This window comes from Nostocoides sp. F2B08, assembly GCF_009184895.1.
In the GTDB taxonomy this organism is placed as follows: Bacteria; Actinomycetota; Actinomycetes; order Actinomycetales; family Dermatophilaceae; genus F2B08.
The window spans coordinates 559,123-583,163 of the sequence record NZ_WESE01000004.1 but is presented as its reverse complement, the minus strand read 5'-3'; the positions used below and the strand labels follow the sequence as shown (position 1 = coordinate 583,163).

The following is a 24,041-nucleotide window of genomic DNA, read 5'->3' as shown; positions in this document are numbered from 1 at the left end:
CCCGCGCATATCAGCCTCGACCGCGCGTCGACAACGACACGCTCCACCACCACCGGCACACGAAGCACCGAGGCGCCCGCCCCCACATCCCGGGGACGGGCGCCTCACCCCGCCACTTGACAGGAAGTCCCTACATATCAGGACAGCCCGCCGGTCGAGGTCTGCCATGGTGCCTCACCTCCTCTGCGCGGGTGCTCCCAGGCTGTCCCACGGATCGGCCGACGACATCACCTCCAGGGTATGAGTCGCCGCAGTTCGACACGGGGCCGTGGCGGTTCCGACTCTCATCCTCACGGGGTGGTGTCCAGGCCGGATGCCGTTCCTAGGCTCGGACCCGCGGACTTCGCAGCCCGTCGCGTCGTCCACGACAGGAAGGTCCTTCGATGCAGGCGTCCCTCCGCTTCCGCCGACGTCGCAGCGTCCCCGTCGTGCTCGCCATTGTCGGGCTGGCTCTCGCCGGGTGCAGCGGCGACGAGGAGGCCGCTCCGACCCCGCTCGAGGCCGCCCAGGCCGAGGTCACGCGAGCCGAGGAGGCGCTGGCCGAGGCGCAGTCGGCGGCCACCGAGGCCGAGGCCGAGTTCTGCACCGCGAGCGAGGACTACATCCTCGCGATCGACCGCTACGGCGACGTGCTCAGCGACACCGCGCCGACCGTCGGCGACGTCCGCGAGGCCGGCGCCGACCTCGAGGCTCCCCGCGAGGAGGTCCAGCAGGCGGCCGACGAGGTCACCGCGACGCGCGAGTCGGTCGCGACGGCCGAGGAGGAGCTCGCGGCGACCCAGGCGGCTCTCGCCGAGGCGTCGGCCTCCGCGGCGGGCACGACCGTCCCGCCCCAGACCGCCACCGCCGAACCGTCCGCGCAGGTCGAGCCGCCGCCGAGTGTGGCCCGGGTCGAGCAGGCGGAGGCCGAGTTCGCCGCGGCCGTGGAGGGCATCGGCGACCGGACGCCGCTCAGCGAGGCGAGCGAGCAGTTCAACGCGGCTGCGGTGGCTCTCGAGATCGCCTGGTTGAGGCTCTTCGCCGACAGCGGATGCCTGAGCGAGGACCAGGAGCAGGAGGCCGCTACAGCGGTGACCGCCTACACGACCAGTCTGCAGCAGGCGCTCGCGGACCTCGGCTACCTCGAGGGTGAGGTCGACGGCGTCTACGGTCCGCAGACGGTCGCGGCGGTCGAGGCCCTCCAGGAGGCCAACGACCTGCCGCAGACCGGGACGGTCGACAAGGCCACGGCGGAGGCGCTCCAGGCCGAACTGGCTGCTCTGGGTGGCGCCGCCGCAGCGGAGGAGACAGCCTCCACCGCGGCTCTCCAGCAGACGCTCACGCTCGCCGGCTACTGGGATGGTCCGGTCGACGGTCAGTGGAGCGACGCGCTCACCGAGGCACTCCAGGAGGCGCAGGAGGACCTCGGCGTCGAGCCGACCGGCACCGTCGACGCAGCCACGGTGGCGGCGTTCGAGCGCGCGCTCGCCGAGCCGGACGACGCCACCGCGACGGATTCACCGACGGCCACGCCGACCGAGACGACGAGCCCGGAGCCCTCACCGACGTCCTGAAGCCGCAGAGGTATGCGCTGCTCGCCTCAGCGCGTCACCCACGGCGGGTCGGCGGGCAGCAGGGCCTCGAACTCGGCGACGAGGGCCTCCTGGTAGTCCCCGGCGTAGGTGCCGTCCAGCAGCTTCGGGAAGGCCTCCTCGCGCAGCCGGCGCCATGACGCCGCCTCGGCGTGCGGGTTGATCGGGTAGTACAGACACCCAGCGGTGCGCGCCGCGTCCCTGTCCCCGGGAGCGTCGCCGATGAGCAGGATCCGGTCCGCCGCATACTTGCCGGTCGCGGCGAACTGGACGTGCTGGGCCTTGCTGCCCATCTCCTGGCCCGCGATGACCGACATGTAGTCGGCCAGCCCGTGCTCGGTCCACTCCCGCTGCAGCGCCTCGCCCGGGGTGGCGGAGACCACCATGAGGTCGGCGTGCGCGCTCATCTGCTGGAGCGCTTCGCGCACGCCGGGGAACGGTGGCACGCCGTGGACCATGTCGGCGATCGAGGCGTTGACGCCGGCGCCCCACAGCAGGCACCGTTCGATCTCCGGGCCGGGGTGCTCGCTCGCCCACTGCTGGATCCCGAGATCCGACAACGGGTAGCCGGAGTCGAGGAAAGCCTGCAGCTCGTCGCCGGCCGGTACCTGCACGCCGCGCTCGGCGACCTCTGGCCGCTCGCGCAACAGGTCGAAGACGCGCTTGAGCGCGACCCAGCGGTTCTGCCCACGTGAGGTCGAGTACAGGTTGACGAAGAGGGCGGTCTCCCGCGCATACGTCGAGACGGCCTGCAGGCCCCACCACTTGATGGTGTTCGGGGTGAAGCACTCCTGGTGCTTGATCTCCATGGCGTCGAAGGCGCAGCCGTCCGAGTCGATCCCGACGAAGACGTCGTGGCGCGGCTCGAAGTCGACGAGCACCTGGGCGTGGGGAGGGTGGTCCATCTCAGATCCTCGTGTCGATGAAGCCGCAGAAGGCGTCGGCGGGAGAGACGCCGGTGAAGGCCTGGGCGCCCACGGCGAGCTTGTCGAGCAGCAGGTCGAGGGTGACCGGCCGCGGGTCGTAGGTGTTGATGTAGCACTTGACCGCCGGCGCGTCGGCGAGGTGGTAGGGGCAGTTGACGGAGACGAAGATCGTCGGGATCTCGTGGACGTACCACGGCAGGTCCGGAGTGCCCTTGCTCGCCGGCCATGAGATGCGCTCGACGGGCTGCATCCCGCCCACGACCTGGGCCACGTTGATGACGAGGTCGTACTTCGCGACGAAGTCCTTGATCGGCGCCTTGCCCGCATACATGTTCTGCAGCGCCGCGCCGCGCTCCGCTTCGGGCAGCCGGCCGATCCGGCTGATCGCGGACTCGAACACCTCGACCTCGTGTCCACGCTCGCGCAGCTTCGCGGCGAGGAGGTCGACGGCCTTCTCGCCGCCGGCGCCGAAGAAGGCGGCTGCCGGGTTGGGCGGACCGTCGACGGGGACGAGGAGGATGCGCCGGTACCGCTCCGGCGTCACCGGCAGGATGTGGGGCTGGGTGTTCTTGACGAGGGTGATCGCCCTGTCGGCGATCTCCGCGAAGACCGCCGTGTTCTCGGGCAGCCCGACGAGTTTCAGGCTCTCCTCGGCTGGCGGCACGATCTCGGTCTTGCCCTTCCGGTGCAGACCGATCCGGGCCTTGAGGCCGAGGGTGCGGGTGACGGCCTCGTCGACCCGCTCCTCGGTGAGGATCCCGCGGCGGATGCCGTCGAGCATGTACTCCGTGTCCTCGTCCGGGTCGTTGAAGAAGAGGAACAGGTCGCAGCCGGCGGCGATCGCCGTCGGCACGAGGTCCGCGCGCCGCATCGAGGAGGTGAGCGCGACCATGTGGCTCGCGTCGGTGACGACGACGCCGTTGAAGCCGAGCTCGCCGCGGAGCAGGTCGGTCATGATCTCCCTGCTCAGGGTGGCGGGCAGGAGGTCCTCGTCGGCGACGCCCGGGTCGTACTTGCGCTGGAACGCGGGAAGGTGGATGTGGCCGGCCATGAGCGAGGGCAGGCCGGCGTCGATCAGGCCGCGCCAGACCTTGCCGAACGTCTCGTTCCACTCCTCTTCGGAGAGCGAGTTGACCGAGAACGACAGGTGCTGGTCGCGCTCGTCGACGCCGTCGCCGGGGAAGTGCTTGGCCGCGCAGACGGCACCGGACTCCTGGAAGCCCTCCATGTAGGCCAGACCCATGTCGAGGACGAGCTGCGGGTCGCCGCCGAAGGAGCGGTTGGAGATGATCGGGTTGCGCCAGTTGTAGTAGATGTCGACGATCGGAGCGAAGCTCCAGTTGCAGCCGATGGCGGTCGCCTCGACGCCGGAGACCCGGCCCAGCTCGTATGCGTAGCGCGGGTCCGCGGTCGCCCCCACCTTGACCTCGTAGCCGACCTCCGTGCCGTCCTTGCAGGCGCCGTTGCCGCCCGCCTCGGTGTTGGCGGCGATGAGGAGCGGGATGGCGCTGTTCTCCTGGAGGATCCGGTTCTGCTCGTGCACCTCGGCGGCCGTCCCGGGGTTGTAGCGGACGCCGGCGAACTTGTAGCGGTCGAGGGCGTCCTTGAGGTAGTCCTCGTCGCGGCTGGCCCCCATGTTGACGAAGAGCTGGCCGACCTTCTCCTCCAGGGTCATCGCGGCCAGGGTCGATTCCACCCACTCCACGCCCTCGTCGTCGAGCTCGTAGGGGACGGCTCTCAGGTCAACCATGGTCAGGTCCTTTCGGGGTTGTGGGGTGACAGTTCGGCGAGCGCCTCGGCCTCGTCGACGACGGCGGTGGCGACCGCGGGATCGTCGACGCCGAGCCGCCGGAGGATGCGAGCGACCGCCTCGTCGAGCGGTCCCTCGGCGAGCGGCACGACCTCGGCGGCGTAGGCGTCGTTCACCGGTGCACCGAGGCCTCGCAGGTGCAGGACCCAGGCGGCGACGGCGCGGACGGCGCCGGTCGGCATGGCTCCGGCGGCCCGGTCGGCGAGCAGGGCGGGCACGATCCGGATCGGCAGCTTCTGCGAGCCGTCGGCGGCGATCTGCGCGAGCAGGTGGTGGATCTGCGGGTTCTCGTAGCGCTCGACGAGCGCGTCGCGGTACCCCTGGATCTCCTCGGCGGGGAGCGGCAGGTGACGCGCGGCGACGTCCCACCACTCGTCGACCCAGCCGCGGACGCGCGGGTCGTGGATGGCGTCGTAGACGGTGTCGATCCCGAGGATCGTGGCGGCGTAGGCCATGAGTGAGTGCGAACCGTTGAGCAGCCAGAGTTTGCGGGTCTCGAACGGGTCGATGTCGTCGACGAAGTGGGCGCCGGCACTCTCCCAGTCGGGGTGGCCGCCGGTGAACTCACCGGACAGCACCCATTCGGTGAACGGCTCGGTGACGACGACGGCCGGGTCGTCCACGCCGCGGTCGACCCGCACGGCGGCGAGGTCGGCCTCGGTCGGCCGTGGGGTGATGCGGTCGACCATCGTCGTGACGAAGCCGCAGGTGCGGTCGATCCACTCGACCAGGGTCGGGTCCACCGCACCAGCCGTGTCGCGCAGCACGGTCTCGACCATCTCGCCGTTGCCGGAGACGTTGTCGCAGGGGACGAAGGTGATGGGCGCGTCGCCGGCGGCGGCACGGCGGGCGAGCAGGCCGGCGACGAGCTTGCCGGGGAGCGTCGTGACCGAGGCGCCGGCCGGGTCCTCCCGGAGGGCGGCGACGTCGGCGGCCAGGGCGGGGTTCGCGAGGTCGGCGCCGCCGTCCGGGGTCCGCAGGTATCCGGCCTCGGTGACGGTGCTCGTGACGATGACGACGGCGGGGTCGGCGAGGTAGCCGCGCAGCGCATCGAGATCCTGCGCCGCATGGACCGCGGAGAGGGAGCCGATGACCTCGTAGTCGTTGCCTTGGGCGCCTTGGACGACGAGCGTGTAGAGCCCGTCCTGAGGGGCGAGGGTCTCGGCGATCGCGGCCGAGCGGCCGGTGAACGCCGCGATACCCCAGTCGGCGGCGTCGCTCGCGTGCTCGGTGTACCAGGCCTGGTGCGCTCGGAAGAAGTTGCCGACGCCGAGGTGCACGATGCGCACGGGCGCGGCGGGCCGGGAGTCGGTGGCCCGCGACAGGCGGCGGGCAGAGGTGGTGGTGCTCACGGGTGACGTGCTCACAGGCTGAACACCTTCCTGGGGTTGTCGGCGACGAGCGCGTGGACGACCTCGGCGGCCTCCTCCTCGCGCAGCCGGTGCTCGACGACGAGCTCGGCGAGGTGGACGCTGTCGAGGCGGCGGGACATGTCGTGGCGGGCCGGGATGGAGCAGAAGGCGCGGGTGTCGTCGATGAAGCCGGAGGTCTTGCCGAAACCGGCCGACTCCGTGACGGCTTTGCGGAAGCGCCGGATCGCGTCGGGCGCGTCGAGGAACCACCAGGGCACTCCGACGTACAGCGACGGGTAGAACCCGGCCAGCGGCCCGAGCTCGCGGGAGAAGACGGTCTCGTCCATGGTGAAGACGACGAGCCTGAGGTTCGGCGAGGTGCCGTAGCGGTTCAGCAGTGGCGCCAACGCGCGGGTGACCTCGACGTCGACCGGGATGTCCGCGCCGACGTCGGCGCCGTAGCGCTCGAAGGTCGGGCCGTGGTGGTTGCGGGCGACGGCCGGGTGCAGGGTCATCGTCATGCCGTCGTCGGTGGCCATCCGGGCCATCTCGGTGAGCATGTGCCGCTGCAGCGCCTCAGCCTGGTGCGCGGTGATCGACCCCGACCGCGCCGCGGCGTAGATGCGCTCGGCGTCGGCGACCTCGAGCACATCGGTGCGCAGGTCCTTGTGGCTGTGGTCGGTCGAGACGGCGCCGTGCGCGCGGAAGTGCTCGCGGCGGTTCTCCATCGCGGCCACCCAGCCGGCCCAGCTGTCGCAGGCGATGCCGCTGACCTCGGCGAGCCGGTCGGTATGCGCGTTCCAGTCGGTGCGACCCGGCTCCAGGTAGCGGTCGGGCCGGAAGGTCGGGACCATCCGCCGGGAGAACGTCGGGTCCTCGGAGAGAGCTTTGTGGTGGGCGAGGTCGTCGCACGGGTCGTCCGTCGTCGCGAGCACCTCGATGTCGAAGGACTCCATGAGTGCCCGCGGTCGCGAGGAGTCCCGGGCGATCCACTCGGCGACCTGGTCATAGACGGCATCGGCGTTCTGGGCGGTCGGGACCTCGGTGACACCGAAGATGTCGACGAGCTCGGACTCGAGCCAGTAGCGGACCGGGGTGCCGGCGTAGACACCCCAGTGGGCGCACAGGTGCCGGAAGGCGGCGCGCGAGGCGTCCTCGTCGAGCTCGCCCGCACCGACGCCCAGCTCGTGCAGCGGCACGCCGTGGGCGTGCAGCAGCCGGGTGACGTAGTGGTCCGGCGTGATGAGCAGGGAGGTCGGGTCGCGGAACGGGATGTCGTCGCTGATCCACTCCGGCGGCACGTGCGAGTGCGGGGAGATGATCGGCAGGTCCTTGACGGAGTCGTAGAGCCGCCGCGCCACCTCGCGGGTCGAGGGGTCGGCGGGGAAGAGCCGGTCGGGGTGGAGGGCTAGTGAGGTCACGCATCCACAGTCCCGCCGGCAGCCTGCGCGAGACAGGAGTTGCCACAAGTTGCCTGGGCGCCCGGCGCCGTCAAGGGGCGGGGTGCCACCGTCGGCGGCAACATGTGGCAACACGGTGCCGACCCCGCCGGGCCACCCCCACTCTGATGAGCGAAGGACATCACGAACCGACCCGAGGAGGGGCCATGTCCGAGCCGACACAGTCGATACCACCTGTTGTCACGATCTACGAGTACTACGGAGCCCGTGGCGAGGAGATCGGCCGCGCCGTGGCCGAGCGTCTCGGCCTGCCGTTCCACGCCCAGGCGTTCTCGTCCGAGCAGCTCTCCGATCCGGGGGCCGCGACTGCCGAGGCCGCGGAGCTGGTGCGGGTCCTCTCGGTCCTGGGCGGCGCGTACGGAGGCATCGAGAGCCGCGACGTGGCGACCGTCCAGCGCGAGAAGTACGAGCTCACCGTCTCGAACACCCGCGCCGTGTGGGACGAGGCGGAAGCCGGCGGAGTCATCATGGGCCGCAACGGCGCCGTGATCCTCAAGAACCGCCCGAGCACCCTCCATGTGCTCCTCACCGGCTCGGTCGAGGCCCGCATCGCCTACGCGGCGCAGCGGGACGGTATCTCCGTCGAGGAGGCCACCGAGCGCCAGCGGCGTGAGGACCAGGTGCGTGCCGACATGTCGATCACGCTCTACGGCTGGGACCCCCGCCAGCCCGACGCCTACGACCTCGTCCTCAACACCTCCCGCATCCCGGTGGAGCACGCCACCGCCGCCATCGTCGACGCCCTGGGCGCCGCACTCTAACTGTCACATCGACCTTCGAAGGAGAAGGCCATGGCCACCAGCGCCACCACCGCGGCTCCCGCGCCCAGCACCACCGCCAAACCGCTCACGATCCGCAACTACCTCGGGTATGCGGCCGGCGACTTCGCGAACAACCTCACGTTCTCGATGGCCGGGATGTTCCTCATCCTCTACTACACGAACGTCGTCGGGATCGGCGCGGCCGTCGTCGGCACGATGTTCCTCGTCGTCCGCTTCTTCGACGGCATCACCGACCTGCTCGCGGGCCGCTTCGTCGACACCCGGCGCCCCGGCAGGCTCGGCAAGTTCCGCCCGCTGATCCTGATCTTCGCGCTCCCGTTGCTGCTGTCGAGCATGGCGATCTACTCCGCCAAGCAGTTCTTCCCGGACATCAGCGGGACCGCGGCCGTGGTCTACATGTACGTCACGTACATCCTGATGGGCTCGGTGTTCTACACCCTCGTGAACATCCCCTACGGCTCGATGGCTCCGTCGATGACCCAGGTGCCGACCGAGCGCGGCAAGCTCGCGACCTTCCGCATGTACGGCGCGATGACCGGCCTGCTCTTCCTCGCCTTCCTCGTCGGCCCACAGCTGCGCGGCATCGCCGACGACCCCCAGGTGCTCCAGCAGCGGCTCTTCACGATCACCGCGTCCTTCGTCGTCATCGGTGCCCTGCTCTACGGCTTCCTGATCTGGAGCACCAGGGAGCAGGTGGCCCGCTCGCCCGAGCCGGTGTCGATGAAGCAGAGCTTCGCGACGCTGCGCAAGAACCGTCCGCTGCTGCTCCTGTCCGGCAGTGCCGTGCTCTACCTCAGCGGCATGACCGCCCTGACCACTCTGGGGTCGTACATCGCGATCTACGTCCAGCAGGACGCCCAGTTCATCGCGTGGAACATCCTCGCCCAGGTCGGTGCGCTGCTCGTCGTCGGCCCGCTCGTCCCGTCGATCGTGCGCACCGTCGGCAAGAAAACCGGCTACGTCGCCCTCGCGCTCATCACGGTCGCCGGAGCCGCAGTCCTCGCCTTCGCACCGCTGTCCACGGCGCCGTGGTGGGGTCTGGTCGCCTTCTTCATCATGGGACTCGGCATCAACGGCGTGAACACCTTCATGTGGGCCCTCGAGGCCGACACGGTCGAGTTCGGCGAGTGGAAGACCGGAGCCCGCACCGAGGGCACGACCTATGCGGTGTTCTCCTTCACCCGCAAGATGGGCCAGGCGCTCGGCGGCTTCATCGGCGGCATCGCGCTGACCATCGCCGGCTTCAGCGCCGCTCGGGCCTCAGGCGGAGAGGCCCAGGACGCCGGAGTCGGCGACAACATCCAGCTCTGGGCCGGTGGCCTCGTCGCCCTCTTCTCGATCCTCGCGGCGCTGGTCATGTACTTCTACCCGCTGACCGACGCGCTGTACAAGAAGATCGTCCAGGAGATCGCCGACCGCCGGATCGCCAAAGAAGCGGCGTCCCGCGGATTCTGACCCCTCGCTGCGCGTCCAGGCTTCGGCCTGGACGCGCAGACTGGGAGCAACGGTCCTGCAGCTGACGACAACCACCCGACGACACGACGACCGAGGAGAGAACGATGAGCGAGAGCACGACGAGGATCGCATCCACCGGCGGGCCCATCGAGTGCCGGGTCGTCGGCGGAGCCGACGCCCACGTCACCGAGAGCCAGCTCGACGAGCTCGTCGCGGCCTCGTGCGCCGACCTCGACCTCGACGGCAGGACCGTGGCGCTCGTCGTCCCGGACGCGACGAGGTCGTGCCCGCTCCCCATGCTCATGGCGACGATGCACCGCCACCTGAGCGGGCGTGTGGCCGGCCTGACCGCGGTCATCGCGCTCGGCACGCACAGCTACATGGAGCCCGACGAGATCGACCGCTGGTTCGGCGTGGGTGGGCCGGGCCAACCGGCGAACCTGGCCGACGCATACCCGGGCATGACCGTCGTCAACCACGAGTGGGCCGACCCGTCGATGCTCGTCCACGTCGGCACGATCCCCGCATCGCGGATCGAGGAGCTGTCCGGTGGACTGCTCGTCAAGGATGCGCCGATCGTCATCAACCGGCACGTCGTCGAGGCGGACATCGCGATCGTCGTGGGCCCGGTCTTCCCGCACGAGGTCGTCGGCATCTCCGGCGGCAACAAGTACTTCATCCCGGGCGTCGCGTCCCAGGAGTTCATCGACATGACCCACTGGGTCGGTGCTCTCATCACGAGCTACGAGATCATCGGCACGACCGGCATCACGCCGGTGCGCGCCATGATCAACGAGGGAGCGGCGCTCATCCCCACCCTGCGTCTGGCGCTCTGTCTCGTCGTCGAGTCCGGCACCGGCGAGCTCGAGGCCGCCGCGTTCGGCACGGCCGAGGATGCCTGGGCCGCCACCGCTGCGATCGCGGCCGAGACCCACGTCCGCTACGTCGACGAGCCGTTCCAGCGGGTCATCTCGGTCATGCCCACGCGGTACGAGGACATCTGGACCGCGGCGAAGGGCTTCTACAAGCTCGAGCCGGCCGTCGCCGACGGCGGCGAGGTCGTCATCTACGCCCCGCACGTCACCGAGGTCAGCGAGACCCACCACGAGATCTACGAGATCGGCTACCACTGCCGCGACTACTTCGTCCAGCAGTGGGACCGCTTCAAGGACGTCCACTGGGGAGTCCTGGCCCACTCGACCCACCTGCGCGGACAGGGGAGCTACGACGCGCATACCGGCATCGAGACCCTGCGCGTGCGGGTCACGCTCGCCACCCAGATCCCGCGCGAGGTGTGTGAGTCGATCAACCTCGGCTACCTCGACCCGGCGACCGTCGACCTCGACACGCTCGCGCAGGAGCCGGGCACCGTCGTCGTCCCCAATGCGGGCGAGATCCTCTACCGCCTGCGCAAGCCGCAGAACGGCTAGCACCAGACCACCGAATCCGGGCGAGACCGCCCGACCACCTCAGGAAGAGAGAACCACCATGAACGAGCGACTGGCCGATGTCGGCGTCGTCGGAATGGCCGTCATGGGCAGCAACCTGGCCCGCAACATCGCCCGCAACGGATACCGCGTCGCGCTGTTCAACCGCACCCCCGCCAAGACCGAGGCGGTCATGCGGCTCTACGGCGAGGAGGGCGAGTTCGTGCCCGCCGAGGACGTCGAGTCCTTCGTCGCCTCGCTCGAGCGGCCCCGCCGGATCATCCTCATGGTCCAGGCCGGCGCGGCCACCGACTTCACGATCGACAGCCTCAAGCCCTTCCTCGAGGAGGGCGACATCATCGTCGACGGAGGCAACTCGCACTTCGAGGACACCCGCCGCCGCGAGCAGCGGCTGAGCGCCGAGGGTCTGCATTTCGTCGGCGCCGGCATCTCGGGCGGCGAGGTGGGCGCGCTGGAGGGGCCGTCGATCATGCCGGGTGGATCACCCGAGTCGTATGCGGCGCTCGGCCCGATCCTCGAGCGCATCTCGGCGACGGTCGACGGGGAGCCGTGCTGCGCATACATCGGTCCCGACGGCGCGGGCCACTTCGTGAAGATGGTGCACAACGGCATCGAGTACGCCGACATGCAGTTCATCGGCGAGGCCTACGAGCTGCTCAAGGCCATCGGGTTGTCCGCGGTCGAGGCAGCCGACGTGTTCGCCGGATGGAACACCGGCGACCTGGATTCGTACCTCATCGAGATCACGGCGGACGTGCTGCGTCAGGTCGACGCGCGCACCGGCAACCCGCTGGTCGACGTCATCAAGGACGCCGCCGGCATGAAGGGCACCGGGACGTGGACGGTCCAGTCCGCGCTCGAGCTCGGCGTGCCCGCGAACGCCATCGCCGAGGCGGTCTTCGCGCGGGCGGCGTCGTCCTCCGCGGAGCTGCGCAGTGCGGCGCAGGCGGCTCTGGCCGGCCCGTCGTCGGTCATCGGGGTCGCCGACCGGGACGCGTTCGTCGAGGACGTCCGCCAGGCGCTGTGGTCGGCCAAGGTCGTCGCGTATGCGCAGGGCCTGGACCTCATCCGGCAGGCCGGGAAGGCCTACGGCTGGGACGTCGACATCGCCGCCGTCGCCCGGATCTGGCGGGCCGGCTGCATCATCCGCGCCCGGCTCCTGGAGCGGATCCGCAGCGAGTATGCGGCGAACAGTCTCGTGACCCTCCTCGAGGCTCCCTCGGTGCGGGACGGACTCGCCGACGCGCAGGGGTCCTGGCGACGGGTCGTGGCGGCGGCCGTGACGGCCGGGGTGCCGGTGCCCGGGTTCGCCGGTGCGCTCGGCTACTACGACCTGGTCCGGGCGCCGCGTGGAAACGCCGCCCTGACGCAGGGGCTGCGCGACTTCTTCGGCGCGCACACCTACAAGCGGATCGACGACGAAGGCGTGTTCCACACGAACTGGTCGACCGACCGTGCCGAGGTTCGTGTCTGACGGTCTGCAGTCCGGTCGCTCGGGCTGCCGATCGGCCCCGCCAACCCGCGAGGGACGGTTCGGCGGTGGCTATCGGGGGTGGTGGCCACCGCTGCGCCGTCCGTGGCGTTGTCCACATCCGGGTGGGGTGTCCGGCGTGTCGCGGTGTGGTGCCAGACGCGGCGAATCGCGTTTGTGGATAACCCGATTCACTCGGGTAGCGCTGTCAGTGGTGCCCTCTAGCGTTGTCGACATGAACCCCACCACCACCGACACCACCACCGCGCCCGAGCCTGCGGCCGCCGCGTTGACCACGGCCGACATCGCCGCGTTCATCGGGCGGCTCGCAGCCGAGTCGCCGGCCGGGGACGACCCGGCACGGATCGACCGGATCGGGATGCTCGAGGCGTTGAAGGCGGCCGCTGCGGCGGCCCAAGCACACGACCTGGTCGCCTTCGCCGACTCCCAGCTCGACGACCAGGTCAGCCGCGGCGTCAAAGCGAAGGACCGGGGCTCGGGGGTCGGCGCCCAGGTGGCCCTGGCCACGCGGAACTCCCCACACAAGGGTGGGCGGATGCTGGCCACCGCCCGCGCACTGCTCGAGGACCTGCCGAACACCCTCGCGGCCTTGGCGCGGGGGGAGACCAGTGAGCACCGGGCGGGCATCATCGCCAAAGAGACCAGCATCCTCGACAGTGAGCAGCGCCGTCAGGTCGATGCCGGCCTCGCCGAGCGGCTGCCCGAGCTCGGGGACGGGCGGGTGGAGGCCGAGACCAAGGAGCGGGTGTACCGCCTCGACCCGCACGCCGTCGTCCGGAAGGCCGCCAAGGCCCGCGCGGACCGGCGGGTCACCTGCCGTCCCGCGCCGGAGACGATGACGTACCTGACCGGGCTGCTCCCGGTCGAGGACGGTGTCGCGGTGTACGCGGCGTTGGATGCCGCAGCCAAGGCGGCCGCCGCGTCAGGGGACGGCCGCTCCCGGGGTCAGGTGATGGCCGACACCCTCGTCGAGCGGGTCACCGGCGTGAGCAGCGCCGAGCATCCGGTCGAGCTGCAGCTGATCATCACCGACACCGCCCTGCTCGGCGGCGGGGAGGAGCCGGCGCAGGTGCCCGGGTACGGCCCGATCCCCGCCGAGACCGCCCGCCGCTGGATCCTCTCCCTTCTCGACACCGACGACGAAGACGACGGGGACTCCGACGAGCACGTGGGTGACAGTGACCCGCAGGTGCGGCGGGCGCGGTTCGAGCAGGGTCGGGTGTGGCTGCGCCGGCTGTACACCTCTGCGGACGGGCGGCACCTGGTCGCGCTGGACTCGAAACGCCGCTCGTTCCCGCGGCTGCTGCGGCGCCTCATCGAGTACCGCGACCGGGTCTGCGCGACGCCGTACTGCGGGGCCCCGATCCGGCACATCGACCACACCGTCCCGCACCGGGCCGGCGGACCCACGAGCTACCGCAACGGCCGCGGCGTGTGCGCCGCGTGCAACCACGCCAAAGAAGCACCCGGCTGGACCGCAGAGGTCACCGACACCACGACAGCCGCCACCGACACCACCTTCACCGGCGGCGGCGCCACCCTCACCGGCGGCGGTGGCTCCGTCCATCGAGAGCGGGCCGTCACCCTGACCACCCCCACCGGCCACACCTACACCAGCCACCCACCACCGGCGCGACACGATCCCGGATCGCAGCCACGCGTGGCAGCGGATCGCGAGGACACACAACGGTCAGTGGTGTCCGCGTGACGACGACGGACTTGACGTTCAGGCCGTCCGATGCCCAAGGGAGGCCACACCTATGCTGGCGGACATGACTCGTCCGCGCCGGGTGCTGTGGCTCGACGCCTCGGCGGGTATCGCCGGCGACATGGTGCTCGCTGCCCTCGTCGACGCGGGCGCCGACCGTGATGAGGTCTCCAGGGTGGTCGGGGCAGTCGCGCCGGAGGTTCGGATCGCATGGGAGGGAACGACCCGAGCAGGCCTGCGCGGACTGCGGGCCATCGTCTCCGCCGAGGGCTCGGTGCCGAACCGCTCGGTCGCCGGCATCCGCGGCGTCCTCGACTCCGACGAGCTGCCGGAGGCGGTCCGCGAGCTCGCGTCGCGCGTGTTCGACCGGATCGTCGCGGCGGAGAGCGCCGTCCACGGCATGCCGCCGGAGTCGGTGCACCTGCACGAGGTCGGCGGCTGGGACTCGATCGCCGACATCGTCGGAGCCTGCGCAGCCCTCACCATGCTCGACATCGACGAGGTCGTCGTCAGCCCGATCGCCGTCGGCTCCGGGCACGTCCGCGCGGCGCACGGCGTCCTCTCCGTCCCCGTGCCCGGTGTCACCGAGCTCCTCCGCGGATGGGAGATCTCGAGCGGTGGCGATGGAGAGCTCGCGACCCCGACCGGCGCGGCACTTGCCGTCACACTGGCGGAGCGCCAGGGCCATGTCCCGACCGGCCGGCTCGTCGCCGTCGGTGTGGGTGCCGGGACGCGAGACCGGCCCGACCGGGCCAACGTCGTCCGCGCGCTCGTCCTCGAGGTGACCGCGTCGGATGTGGACAGTGGCGGCGCGAGCATGCTCGACGAGATCGCCTGCACGGTCGACGATCTCGATCCGCGTGTCTGGCCGACCGTCCTGACCCGACTCCTCGACGGTGGAGCGCTCGACGCCTGGCTCGTGCCCGCCCTCATGAAGAAGGGCCGCCCTGCCCACGTCCTCCATGTTCTCTGCCGACCGGAGGACACCGCACGACTTGGCTCGTTCGTGCTCGAGGAGACGTCCTCACTCGGCTACCGCGTCACGCGGGTCGACCGGATCGCCCTCGAGCGCGCTTGGGTCGACGTGTTCGTCGAAGGCGAGGGCGTCCAGGTCAAGCTGGCAATCCGCGACGGGATGGTGCTGCGCGTGGTCGCCGAGTTCGACGACGCAGTCGCCGCCGCGACTCGGCTCGACCGCCCGGTGCGTGACGTGCTCGAGTCAGCGGTGCAGGCCGCAGCCGAGCGGGGCATTGTCGCCGGAGCACCGGTGCCCGACGACGCTCGCGCCGAGCGCAGTCCCGGGACGCCGGCCTGACGTCAGAGGATCATCGGCCTCTTGAACGACCCGTTGCCGGACTCGTACGAGTTCTTCTCGCGGCCGCAACGCGCGCAGAGGTCGTAGCCCCCGTCCTTGCCGCTGGCCTCCCGGTTGATGTGATGCTGCCAGCGGTGCATACCGATCAGGCACATGAGACGACGCATGGTCCACCTCCGGGTGTTGCAGAGTCTTCCCAGATTAGGACCGCCGACCTGCGCTCACAATGGCTCTGCGCCGAACGGCGCATCACACACTTCCGCCGACAGGTCCTCTGCCGGGCTCGTACACGTTCTTCTCACGTCCGCAGCGCGAGCACAGGTCGTAGCCCCCGCCCGGACCGCTGGCCTCCCGGTTGACGTGATGCACCCAGTGGTGCCGGCCGATGAGGCACAAGAGACGACCCATGATCCACCTCCACGTGGTGCAGGGTTCCTCAAGTCTATTGCCGCTGCTCTGCGCCGACAACGGCCTTGCGCCCGGCGCTTCAGCCCGTCGGCGGAGGGGCGTGGCGCGCGATCTGGGCGGCCATGTGCCCGGCGCCGTAGCCGTTGTCGATGTTGACGACTGCCACCCCAGGGGCGCACGCGTTGAGCATCGTCAGCAGCGCGGCGATCCCCTCGAACGCCGCCCCATACCCGACCGATGTCGGAACCGCGACGACCGGCGCGGGAACCAGACCGGCGATGAGCCCGGGCAGTGCACCGTCCATCCCGGCAACGACGACGATGGCCGCCGCTGACCGCAGCAGGTCGACCCGGGCCAGCGTGCGGTGCACTCCGGCGATGCCGACGTCGTCGACCGACTCGACCTCCCGGCCGAGGAACCGAGCGGTGTGCGCAGCCTCCAGGGCGACCGGCTGGTCGGACGTGCCGGCGGCTGCGACGACGACCAGACCCCCGGTCGGCTCGGGCGGCATCGGAGGCCAGGCCAGCAGGCGCGCCCGCTCGTCGAGGTATGCGTCGGGCAGCTCCGCGAGGATCGCCGCCGCATGCTCGGGTCGGGCTCGGGTGAAGAGCGTGACCCCAGATCCGGTGCCCTCGCAGGACTCGTCGTGGGCCTCGGCGACGAGCCGCGCGATGCGGCCCACCTGGTCGGCGGTCTTGCCCTCGCAGTACACCGCCTCGGGATAGCCCCGACGCTCGCCACGGCCGAGGTCGAGCTCGATCCCGTGCCGGGTGTCGACGCCCGCAGGCAGGTCGGCTGACTGCTCGCTCACCGGGCCCCCTCAAGCGCGGCGAGCGTGTTCGCCCCGGACCGCAGACCGCGCGGGTCGATCTCGACCTCCTCGAACCCGGCCGCGCGCACGGCAACCACGACGGCCTCACGCTCGTCGTCACTGCCCGTAACCCTGACGAGTTCCTCGTCACCCAGCTCGACCCGCGCCAGGGTGCCGTGATGGCGGACGCGGAGCACGGCATACCCGAGGTCGTGAAGGGCGTCCTCGGCCCGCTCGATCTGGCCGAGGATCTCGGGCGTGACCTCGCGCAGGTGCGGAACGCGGGAGGCGAGGCACGGCGCGGCCGGCTTGTCGGCCGAGGGCACCCCGAGGGCGCGGCCGACCGCACGAACATCCGCCTTTGTCAGCCCGGCGTCGGCGAGCGGGGCGAGCACTGCGTGTCGGCGCGCCGCCTCGGACCCGGGACGGTCGGGGCGGAGCACGTCGTCGGCGTTCTCGCCGTAGGCGATCGCGGTCAGGCCGAAGCGGTCGGCGACCTCGTCGTCGATGCGACGGAACAGCTCCTGCTTGCAGAAGAAGCAACGGTCCGGCCCGTTGCGCCGGTAGTCCGCGTCGTCCCCTTCGTGGGTCTCGATCTCGACGAGACGAGCGCCGAGGGCGCGGGCCACCTCGTGCGCGGACTTGCGCTCCCGGGCGGCGAGTGACGGCGAGACCCCGAGCAGAGCGACGACGCGGTCCGGCCCGAGCTCGCGCAGGGCGAGGGCCAGCAGCACCGAGGAGTCGGCGCCACCGGAGAAGGCCACCCCGAGCCGGGCCACGTCCCGGATCCGCTCCTGGACCCGGGCGGCCAGCTCGAGCGGCTCCGGTCGACGGCTCGCGTTGTCCACCCGGCCAGTCTCTCCCATGGGTCCTGCCTCGGGGCAAGGCGATCGGCCACTCCACGGCAACAAGCGGCAATCGTTTAGCCGTCGGCTCCCGGCTCGACAAGGCTGGACGCGAACCCGTATGCCGCCAGAACCCACCCCAGCACAAGGGAGACTCCATGACGTCCGTGACCATTCCCGACCCCGCCGACCGCGCGGTGGCGACGATCCGAACCCTCGCCATGGACGCGGTCCAGGCTGCCGACTCCGGACACCCCGGGACGCCGGTCGCGTTGGCGCCCGTCGCATACACGCTGTGGCAGGAGTTCCTCCGGTTCGACCCACAGGCGCCGATCTGGCCCAACCGCGACCGCTTCGTCCTCTCGGCCGGTCACGCCTCGACGCTCCTGTACTCCCTGCTGCACCTGACCGGGGTCCGCTCGGTCAACCCCGAGTACGAGACGCTCGGCGAGCCGTCGGTGTCCCTCGACGACCTGCGCAGCTTCCGGCAGCTCGATTCCAAGACCCCTGGCCACCCGGAGTACCGCTGGACCGCCGGTGTCGAGGCGACGACCGGACCGCTCGGCACCGGCTTCGCGACGAGCGTCGGCATGGCGATGGCCTCCCTCTGGCAGGGCGCGACCTACAACCGTCCGGGCTACGAGCTGTTCGACTACGACGTCTACGCCATCGGCGGCGACGGCGACATGATGGAGGGCGTCGCCCAGGAGGCGGCGTCACTGGCCGGACACCTGCGCCTGGCCAACCTCTGCTGGGTCTACGACAACAACGAGATCACCATCGAGGGCGACACCGAACTGGCCTTCTCGGACGACATCGCGACGAAGTTCGTCGCCCTCGGCTGGAACGTCACCCGCGTCGGCGACGCCAACGACCGCCGGATGCTGGCCCGGGCGTTCGCGTCGTTCAAGGCGGAGCAGAACCGGCCGACGCTGATCATCGTCGACTCCCGAATCGCCTATGGTGCGCCGACCAAGGAGGGCACCCACGGCGCCCACGGCGAGCCGCTCGGGGCGGACGAGATCCGCGGCGCCAAGCGGTTCTACGGCTGGCCCGAGGACAGCGACTTCCTCGTCCCCGAGGACGTCTACGAGCACTTCGCCGACGGCATCGGTGCGCGCGGCCACACGGCGCGCGAGGAGTGGGAGGCGGCCTTCGCGGCCTATGCCCAGGAGTACCCGGACCTCGCCGACCAGGTCGAGCGCATGCAGCGCCGCGAGCTGCCGGAGGACTGGGACGCCGACATCCCCGCCTTCGAGCCGGACGTCAAGGGCGTCGCCGGCCGGGAGGCCTCGGGTAAGGTCCTGAACGCCGTCGCCGGTCGCGTCCCGTGGCTCATCGGCGGTGCCGCCGACCTTGCTCCGTCCACCAAGACCACCATCACCGGGCCCGACGCCGGGTCGTTCTCACCGCAGGACCGCTCGGGTCGCAACCTGCACTTCGGCGTCCGCGAGCACGCCGCCGGCTGCATCGCCAACGGCCTCGCGCTGAGCAAGGTCCGCCCGTTCCAGGCCGGCTTCCTGATCTTCTCCGACTTCCAGCGTGGCGCGATCCGGCTGTCCGCCCTCATGGAGCTGCCGGTCGTTCACATCTTCACGCACGACTCGATCGGCGTCGGCGAGGACGGCCCCACCCATCAGCCGGTCGAGCAGATCGTCTCCCTGCGGGCCATGCCCGGCCTGGTCGACCTGCGTCCGGCCGACGCCAACGAGGTCGCCGAGGCCTGGCGCTGGCTCATGCCGCGCCGCCACGACCCGGTCGCGCTGTTCCTGTCCCGCCAGCCGCTGCCCACGCTGGACCGCAGCCGGTATGCGTCGGCCGCGGGCCTCTCGCGCGGCGCCTATGTCCTGGCCGACCCCCAGTCGGGTGCCGCGCCGGAGGTCATCCTCATCGCGACCGGGTCGGAGGTCGCGCTCGCCGTCTCTGCCTACGAGACGCTCACGGCCGAGGGCGTCGCCGCCCGGGTCGTCTCCATGCCGTCGTGGGAGATCTTCGACCGGCAGGACCAGCCGTACCGCGACTCGGTGCTGCCGCCCGCGGTGAAGGCCCGGGTCGCGGTCGAGCAGGCCTCGACGCTCGGCTGGGCGCGCTACGTCGGCTCCGAAGGGGCCGTCATCGGCATGTCGACCTTCGGCGCCTCGGCGCCGCTCAAGGAGCTGCTCACGAAGTTCGGCTTCACCCCCGAGGCCGTCGTCGAGCAGGCCCGCGCCCAGATCGCGTTGCACGGATCGTGACGCCGGCTCATCGAGCGACACCTGGTCGCGGCCTGCGAGCGTCGACCACCGCGTACACGACACCAACCCAACCCACAGGAGAGCTCATGACCAACCCCCTGCACGACCTCGCCCGAGAGGGCGTATCCGTCTGGCTCGACGACCTGTCGCGAGAGCGACTCGTGAGCGGCAGCCTCGCCGCGCTGGTCGCCGACGGATCGGTCGTCGGTGTGACGACGAACCCCTCGATCTTCAAGGCCGCGATCACCGGCTCGGACCTCTACGACGAGCAGATCGCGCAGTACGCCAAGGCCGGTGCCGACGGCGTCGTCCGCGCGCTGACGACCGACGACGTGCGCGAGGCCTGCGACCTCCTGGCGCCCGTCCATGAGCGCTCCGGCGGCGTCGACGGTCGGGTCTCCATCGAGGTCGACCCGCGACTCGCCCACAACGCCGACTCGACCCTCATCCAGGCGCACGAGCTGTGGCACGAGGTCGACCGGCCCAACATGCTCGTCAAGATCCCCGCGACCCTCGCCGGCCTGCCCGCCATCCGGTCGGCGATCGCCGAGGGCATCAGCGTCAACGTGACCCTGATCTTCTCCCTGGAGCGCTATCGCGCGGTGATGGAGGCCTACCTCGCCGGACTCGAGCAGCGACTGGCCGCCGGCGAGTCCGTCGCCGGGATCGCCTCGGTCGCGAGCTTCTTCGTCAGCCGGGTCGACACCGCCGTTGACTCCCGGCTCGAGGAGATCGGCACGCCCGAGGCGCTCGAGCTGCGCGGGAAGGCCGCCGTCGCCAACGCGCGCCTGGCGTACCGGGCGTACGAGGAGACCTTCAGCGGTGAGCGCTGGGAGCGTTTGCGTGAGGCCGGCGCCTGGCCGCAGCGTCCGCTCTGGGCGTCCACGGGCGTGAAGAACCCGGAGTACGCGGACACGCTCTACGTCACCGAGTTGGTCGCCCCCGGCACGGTCAACACGATGCCAGAGGCGACGCTCGAGGCGGTCGCCGACCACGGCGAGGTCCGCGGCGACACCGTGCGGTCGAACTACGACGACGCAGCGGCGGTGATCACGGGCCTGCGCCAGGTCGGCGTCGAGCTCGACGACATCACCCACACCCTCGAGGAGCAGGGCGTCGAGTCCTTCGAGAACGCGTGGAACGAGCTGCTCGAATCGGTCGACGCGGCCATCTCCGAGCGGTCGGCGGCTCGGTAAGGCGACTACCGCATACCGACAGGGACGCCGTCACGGGAAGACTCCCGGTGGCGGCGTCCGGGCTCGCCACTTCTTCCGAATAGGACCGAAACGGCGAGCGGAACGGCGAGCGGTCGGCAGGAGCACATAGTGGGTCAGGTAGCGCGAACCCACACGAAAGGGCCGTTCCGGTGACTGCACCGGAACGGCCATTTCGCGATCGCGGCCCGCGGAACCACGGCATACCGCTCAGTCGGTCGGCTTCGTCCAGCGACGCCGCAGGTAGTGGGCGGCGGCCTTGGGCTGGCGGTCGCGGGTGAAGACGCCCTTCTTGTTGCCGCCGACCCGCATGATGCCGGGGGTCGTGGCGAAGTCGGCGAAGTTCCATACCTGCTCGCCGACGACGGCCTCACAGGCGTCGAAGACGCGGTGGTTCATCTCGAGGTACTCCACCTGGTACTCCTCCGACCACGGCGCGGCCGGCACCTGGTGCAGACCCGGCATCGTGTCCGCGCCGTACTCCGTGATGATGATCGGCTTGCCGTCGCTCGCCCAGCCCTCGATCTCCGCCGTCCAGGCCAGCTCGGCGTTCGCGAGGTCGCCGGTGTTGACGTACCAGCCGTAGTAGCGGTTGAGCATGATGACGTCCGCGAACTGGCTCACCCGGCATGTGCCATGCGGAGCGAGCATGACGTTGACGAACCCGACCGGACGGGTGGGGTCGGCCTCGCGGGCGACGTCGAAGAGCGGCCGGAAGTACTCCTCGGCGCCCTCTGTGTCGGACTCCGGCTCGTTGGCGATCGACCACAGCACGACGCTCGGGTGGTTCTTGTCGCGCGCGATGAGGTCGCGGATGACCTGGGCGTGCACCTCCCGCGTCGCGTCGTTGATCGTGTCGGGAGAGAAAGTAGTGTAGCCCTGGCCGCCGAAGATGCCCCCGCCGATCCCCGCGTTGAGCCCGACCGCGGGCGTCTCGTCGATGACGACGATCCCGGCCCGGTCGGCGTAGTCCATGACGTCCTCGCTGTAGGGGTAGTGCGAGGTGCGGAAGCTGTTCGCGCCGATCCACTCGAGGAGGTGGAAGTCGCGCAGCATGAGCGCGTCGACGTGGGCCTTGCCGACGGTGTCGTGGTCCTCGTGCATGCCGAAGCCGGTGAAGTGGAACGGCTCGCCGTTGATGAGGAAACGGGTACCGTCGACGGCGACGGTGCGCACGCCCACGGTCTGGTCGACGCTGTCGACGACCTCGTCGCCGACGGTCACCTCGACCCGCAGGTCATAGAGGTATGCGGCGCCCGGCTGCCACAGGGTGACGTCCTCGACGACGAGCTCACCGCTCGAGCCGGTCCCGGTGGCGACCACCGCACCGTCCGCGTCGCGCAGCTCGGTACGGACCGTAACGCTCTCGCCGCCACTCTCGCCGCCCTCGACGACCACGTCGTATGCAACCCTTCCGGTGGTCCCGTCGACCTCGGTCCGCACTGTGACGTCCTCGACCCGGGTCGGCGCGCTGGCCGCGAGCCAGACGGTGCGGTGCAGTCCGGCGTAGTTGTAGAAGTCGTGCCAGTAGATCTGCTTCGGGCCGGTCGGGGAGTCCTCGACGACACCGGGCGGGATGGTCTGGAAGGTCAGCACGTTGTTGACGCAGATCGTCAGGAGGACCTCCTGGCCGGCGCTCACATGTGGGGTGAGGTCGGCTTCGAACGGCAGGTAGCCGCCGGCGTGCTGGGCGACCTCGATCCCGTCGACCCAGACCGTCGCGTGGTGGGTCGCCGACTCGACGTACAGCGTGATCCGCTGTCCGTCCCAACCGCGCGGTATGCGCACGCTGCGCTGGTAGTACGCGTCGCCGGAGAAGTCGCGGGCCGTCGCGTCGGCGAAGATGTCGTTGTAGGACGCGGGAACGGCCATCTCGGACGCCTCGGGCACCGGCCCGCTGGCCCACTGCTGCTCCCGACCCACCCCGTCGTGGTCGAGGCGGAAGCTCCAGAGCCCGTTCAGGTTCTTGCGCTCTCTCGTGGACGTGTCCTGGGGGCGGATCATGTGCTCTCCTTCGTGAGATCGGTGACGGAAGCGTCGGGTGATCCCTTCAGGCAACCGCGCAGGTGAGGCGGTTGCCAACCGGTTGCCATGTGTTGGCCCGGGCGCTCGACTCCGCCGGTAAGGTCGCAGGCATGGGAGCGCCCGAGGGGCCGAGCACCCGCCGCGTGACGATCTACGACGTGGCGAAGGAGGCGGGGGTGAGCCCGTCGACGGTGTCACGGGCCTTCGCCCGGCCCGGGCGGGTCAGCAGCGAGACCGGTGCCCACATCCGCGCCGTCGCCGACCGGCTCGGCTACCGCCAGGAGGAGATCTTCCGGCCGGCCGCCACCCACAGGCACAGCATCATCGGTCTCGCCGTCAGCGACATCACCAACCCGTTCTACTTCGGGGTCATCCGCGGCGCGGAGCGGGCCGCCGCGGAGGCGGGGCTGACGCTGGTCGTGGGCGACGCATACGAGTCGGCAGCGGCCGAACGGGAGATGCTCGACCGCCAGCTCCACCTCGTCGACGGTCTCGTCATCACCTCCTCCCGGCTGTCCGACACCGACCTGCGCGGCCTGGCCCGGATCAAGCCGGTCGTCGTCCTCAACCGCCAGGTGCGCGGACTGCCGTGCTTCGTCCCGGACAACACGCGGGGGGTCAAGCGCGCCGCCGAGCACCTCGGCGAGCTCGGACACACCTCGATCGTCTATGTCGCCGGCCCGGAGGCGTCCTGGGCCGACGGTATGCGGTGGCGGGCCCTGCGCGAGGCCGCCTTCGAGCTGGGGCTGGCTGCGCAGCGGATCGGCCCGGTCGCCCCAACGGTCCGGGGCGGCATGGCGGCCGCACTCGACATCGCGCGCGGCGACCACACCGCGGTCCAGACCTACAACGACCTCGTCGGTGTCGGCGTCCTCAAGGGCCTGCGCGCGGCCGGGGTGGACGTGCCGGGTCAGGTGAGCGTCGTCGGCTTCGACGACACGCTGCCGGCCGACCTCGTCGTGCCAGGCCTGACGACGGTCGCCTCACCCTCGGTGCTGCTGGGCCGCAGCGGCGTGCAGACGCTCGTCGCGATGCGCCAGGGCGCCCAGCCGCGCACCGACCAGGCGACGGTGCTGCCGGTGCACCTCGTCGTGCGGGAGTCGACCGGCCCCGCGAGGACATGAGTCGCGTCGACCGGTCGGTGTGGGTCGGCAACTTCTGGCAACCCCTGCGCGCCGGACGCCG

Annotated in this window: 18 protein-coding genes; 10 read left to right on the top strand and 8 right to left on the bottom strand. The window is 70.7% G+C overall.

The features are described from left to right. Positions 1-383: 383 nt before the first annotated feature. On the top strand, positions 384-1,553 hold the full coding sequence (locus GA707_RS12510; protein ID WP_152178747.1) for a peptidoglycan-binding domain-containing protein: 1,170 nt from the start codon (positions 384-386) through the stop codon (positions 1,551-1,553). 26 nt (positions 1,554-1,579) lie between these two features. Here GA707_RS12510 and GA707_RS12505 read toward each other — a convergent pair whose 3' ends face one another. Genes GA707_RS12505 through uxaC form a run of 4 tightly spaced genes read right to left on the bottom strand, consistent with a single transcriptional unit; the run spans position 1,580 to position 7,080 of the window. Continuing rightward, positions 1,580-2,476 carry an HAD family hydrolase gene (locus GA707_RS12505; RefSeq protein WP_152178746.1) on the bottom strand — a complete coding sequence of 299 codons (897 nt, stop codon included), beginning with the start codon at positions 2,474-2,476 and terminating at the stop codon, positions 1,580-1,582. Position 2,477: 1 nt separating this feature from the next. Continuing rightward, positions 2,478-4,247 carry a glycoside hydrolase family 3 protein gene (locus GA707_RS12500; RefSeq protein ID WP_152178745.1) on the bottom strand — a complete coding sequence of 590 codons (1,770 nt, stop codon included), beginning with the start codon at positions 4,245-4,247 and terminating at the stop codon, positions 2,478-2,480. A gap of 2 nt (positions 4,248-4,249) precedes the next feature. Beyond that, complete coding sequence (locus GA707_RS12495; RefSeq protein WP_152178744.1) at positions 4,250-5,659, bottom strand: mannitol dehydrogenase family protein; 1,410 nt, start codon at positions 5,657-5,659, stop codon at positions 4,250-4,252. An 11-nt stretch (positions 5,660-5,670) separates the two neighbouring features. Next, positions 5,671-7,080 (bottom strand): glucuronate isomerase, encoded by a 1,410-nt coding sequence (uxaC, locus tag GA707_RS12490; protein WP_152178743.1) that lies wholly within the window; start codon positions 7,078-7,080, stop codon positions 5,671-5,673. 185 nt (positions 7,081-7,265) lie between these two features. On the opposite strand from uxaC, the gene GA707_RS12485 reads away from it, so the two are divergent. From GA707_RS12485 to larC, 6 genes are all read left to right on the top strand, one after another. Next, complete coding sequence (locus GA707_RS12485) at positions 7,266-7,880, top strand: AAA family ATPase (protein ID WP_193315318.1); 615 nt, start codon at positions 7,266-7,268, stop codon at positions 7,878-7,880. Between the two features lie 30 nt (positions 7,881-7,910). Then, on the top strand, positions 7,911-9,356 hold the full coding sequence (locus GA707_RS12480; RefSeq protein WP_152178741.1) for a glycoside-pentoside-hexuronide (GPH):cation symporter: 1,446 nt from the start codon (positions 7,911-7,913) through the stop codon (positions 9,354-9,356). 104 nt (positions 9,357-9,460) lie between these two features. After that, positions 9,461-10,786 carry a lactate racemase domain-containing protein gene (locus tag GA707_RS12475; protein ID WP_152178740.1) on the top strand — a complete coding sequence of 442 codons (1,326 nt, stop codon included), beginning with the start codon at positions 9,461-9,463 and terminating at the stop codon, positions 10,784-10,786. Positions 10,787-10,844: 58 nt separating this feature from the next. Beyond that, positions 10,845-12,278, top strand: coding sequence for an NADP-dependent phosphogluconate dehydrogenase (gene gndA / locus GA707_RS12470; protein ID WP_152178739.1), 1,434 nt, complete (start codon positions 10,845-10,847; stop codon positions 12,276-12,278). A 232-nt stretch (positions 12,279-12,510) separates the two neighbouring features. Further along, on the top strand, positions 12,511-14,004 hold the full coding sequence (locus GA707_RS12465) for a DUF222 domain-containing protein (protein ID WP_152178738.1): 1,494 nt from the start codon (positions 12,511-12,513) through the stop codon (positions 14,002-14,004). Positions 14,005-14,068: 64 nt separating this feature from the next. Then, positions 14,069-15,319, top strand: a complete 1,251-nt coding sequence (gene larC / locus GA707_RS12460; protein ID WP_152178737.1) for a nickel pincer cofactor biosynthesis protein LarC — start codon at positions 14,069-14,071, stop codon at positions 15,317-15,319. Positions 15,320-15,321: 2 nt separating this feature from the next. On the opposite strand, the gene GA707_RS20885 is transcribed toward larC, so the two are convergent. The 3 genes from GA707_RS20885 to larE form a co-directional block, all read right to left on the bottom strand. Then, the gene (locus GA707_RS20885) at positions 15,322-15,486 is read right to left on the bottom strand and encodes a hypothetical protein (protein ID WP_193315317.1); all 165 of its coding nucleotides are present in this window, start codon (positions 15,484-15,486) and stop codon (positions 15,322-15,324) included. A gap of 320 nt (positions 15,487-15,806) precedes the next feature. Continuing rightward, entirely contained in the window at positions 15,807-16,538 is a 732-nt protein-coding gene (gene larB, locus GA707_RS12455) for a nickel pincer cofactor biosynthesis protein LarB (RefSeq protein WP_226963749.1), read from the bottom strand. Continuing rightward, positions 16,535-17,386, bottom strand: a complete 852-nt coding sequence (gene larE, locus GA707_RS12450; protein WP_226963748.1) for an ATP-dependent sacrificial sulfur transferase LarE — start codon at positions 17,384-17,386, stop codon at positions 16,535-16,537. Before larE ends, larB begins: the two co-directional genes overlap by 4 nt. Before the next feature lie 155 nt (positions 17,387-17,541). Between larE and tkt the strand changes: the two genes are divergently transcribed. Further along, the gene (tkt, locus tag GA707_RS12445; protein ID WP_152178735.1) at positions 17,542-19,617 is read left to right on the top strand and encodes a transketolase; all 2,076 of its coding nucleotides are present in this window, start codon (positions 17,542-17,544) and stop codon (positions 19,615-19,617) included. An 86-nt stretch (positions 19,618-19,703) separates the two neighbouring features. Further along, positions 19,704-20,813 carry a transaldolase gene (gene tal, locus GA707_RS12440; RefSeq protein WP_152178734.1) on the top strand — a complete coding sequence of 370 codons (1,110 nt, stop codon included), beginning with the start codon at positions 19,704-19,706 and terminating at the stop codon, positions 20,811-20,813. A 228-nt stretch (positions 20,814-21,041) separates the two neighbouring features. Here tal and uidA read toward each other — a convergent pair whose 3' ends face one another. Further along, on the bottom strand, positions 21,042-22,835 hold the full coding sequence (gene uidA / locus GA707_RS12435) for a beta-glucuronidase (protein ID WP_152178733.1): 1,794 nt from the start codon (positions 22,833-22,835) through the stop codon (positions 21,042-21,044). 131 nt (positions 22,836-22,966) lie between these two features. On the opposite strand from uidA, the gene GA707_RS12430 reads away from it, so the two are divergent. After that, on the top strand, positions 22,967-23,980 hold the full coding sequence (locus tag GA707_RS12430) for a LacI family DNA-binding transcriptional regulator (protein WP_152178732.1): 1,014 nt from the start codon (positions 22,967-22,969) through the stop codon (positions 23,978-23,980). The last annotated feature ends 61 nt before the right edge of the window (positions 23,981-24,041 follow it).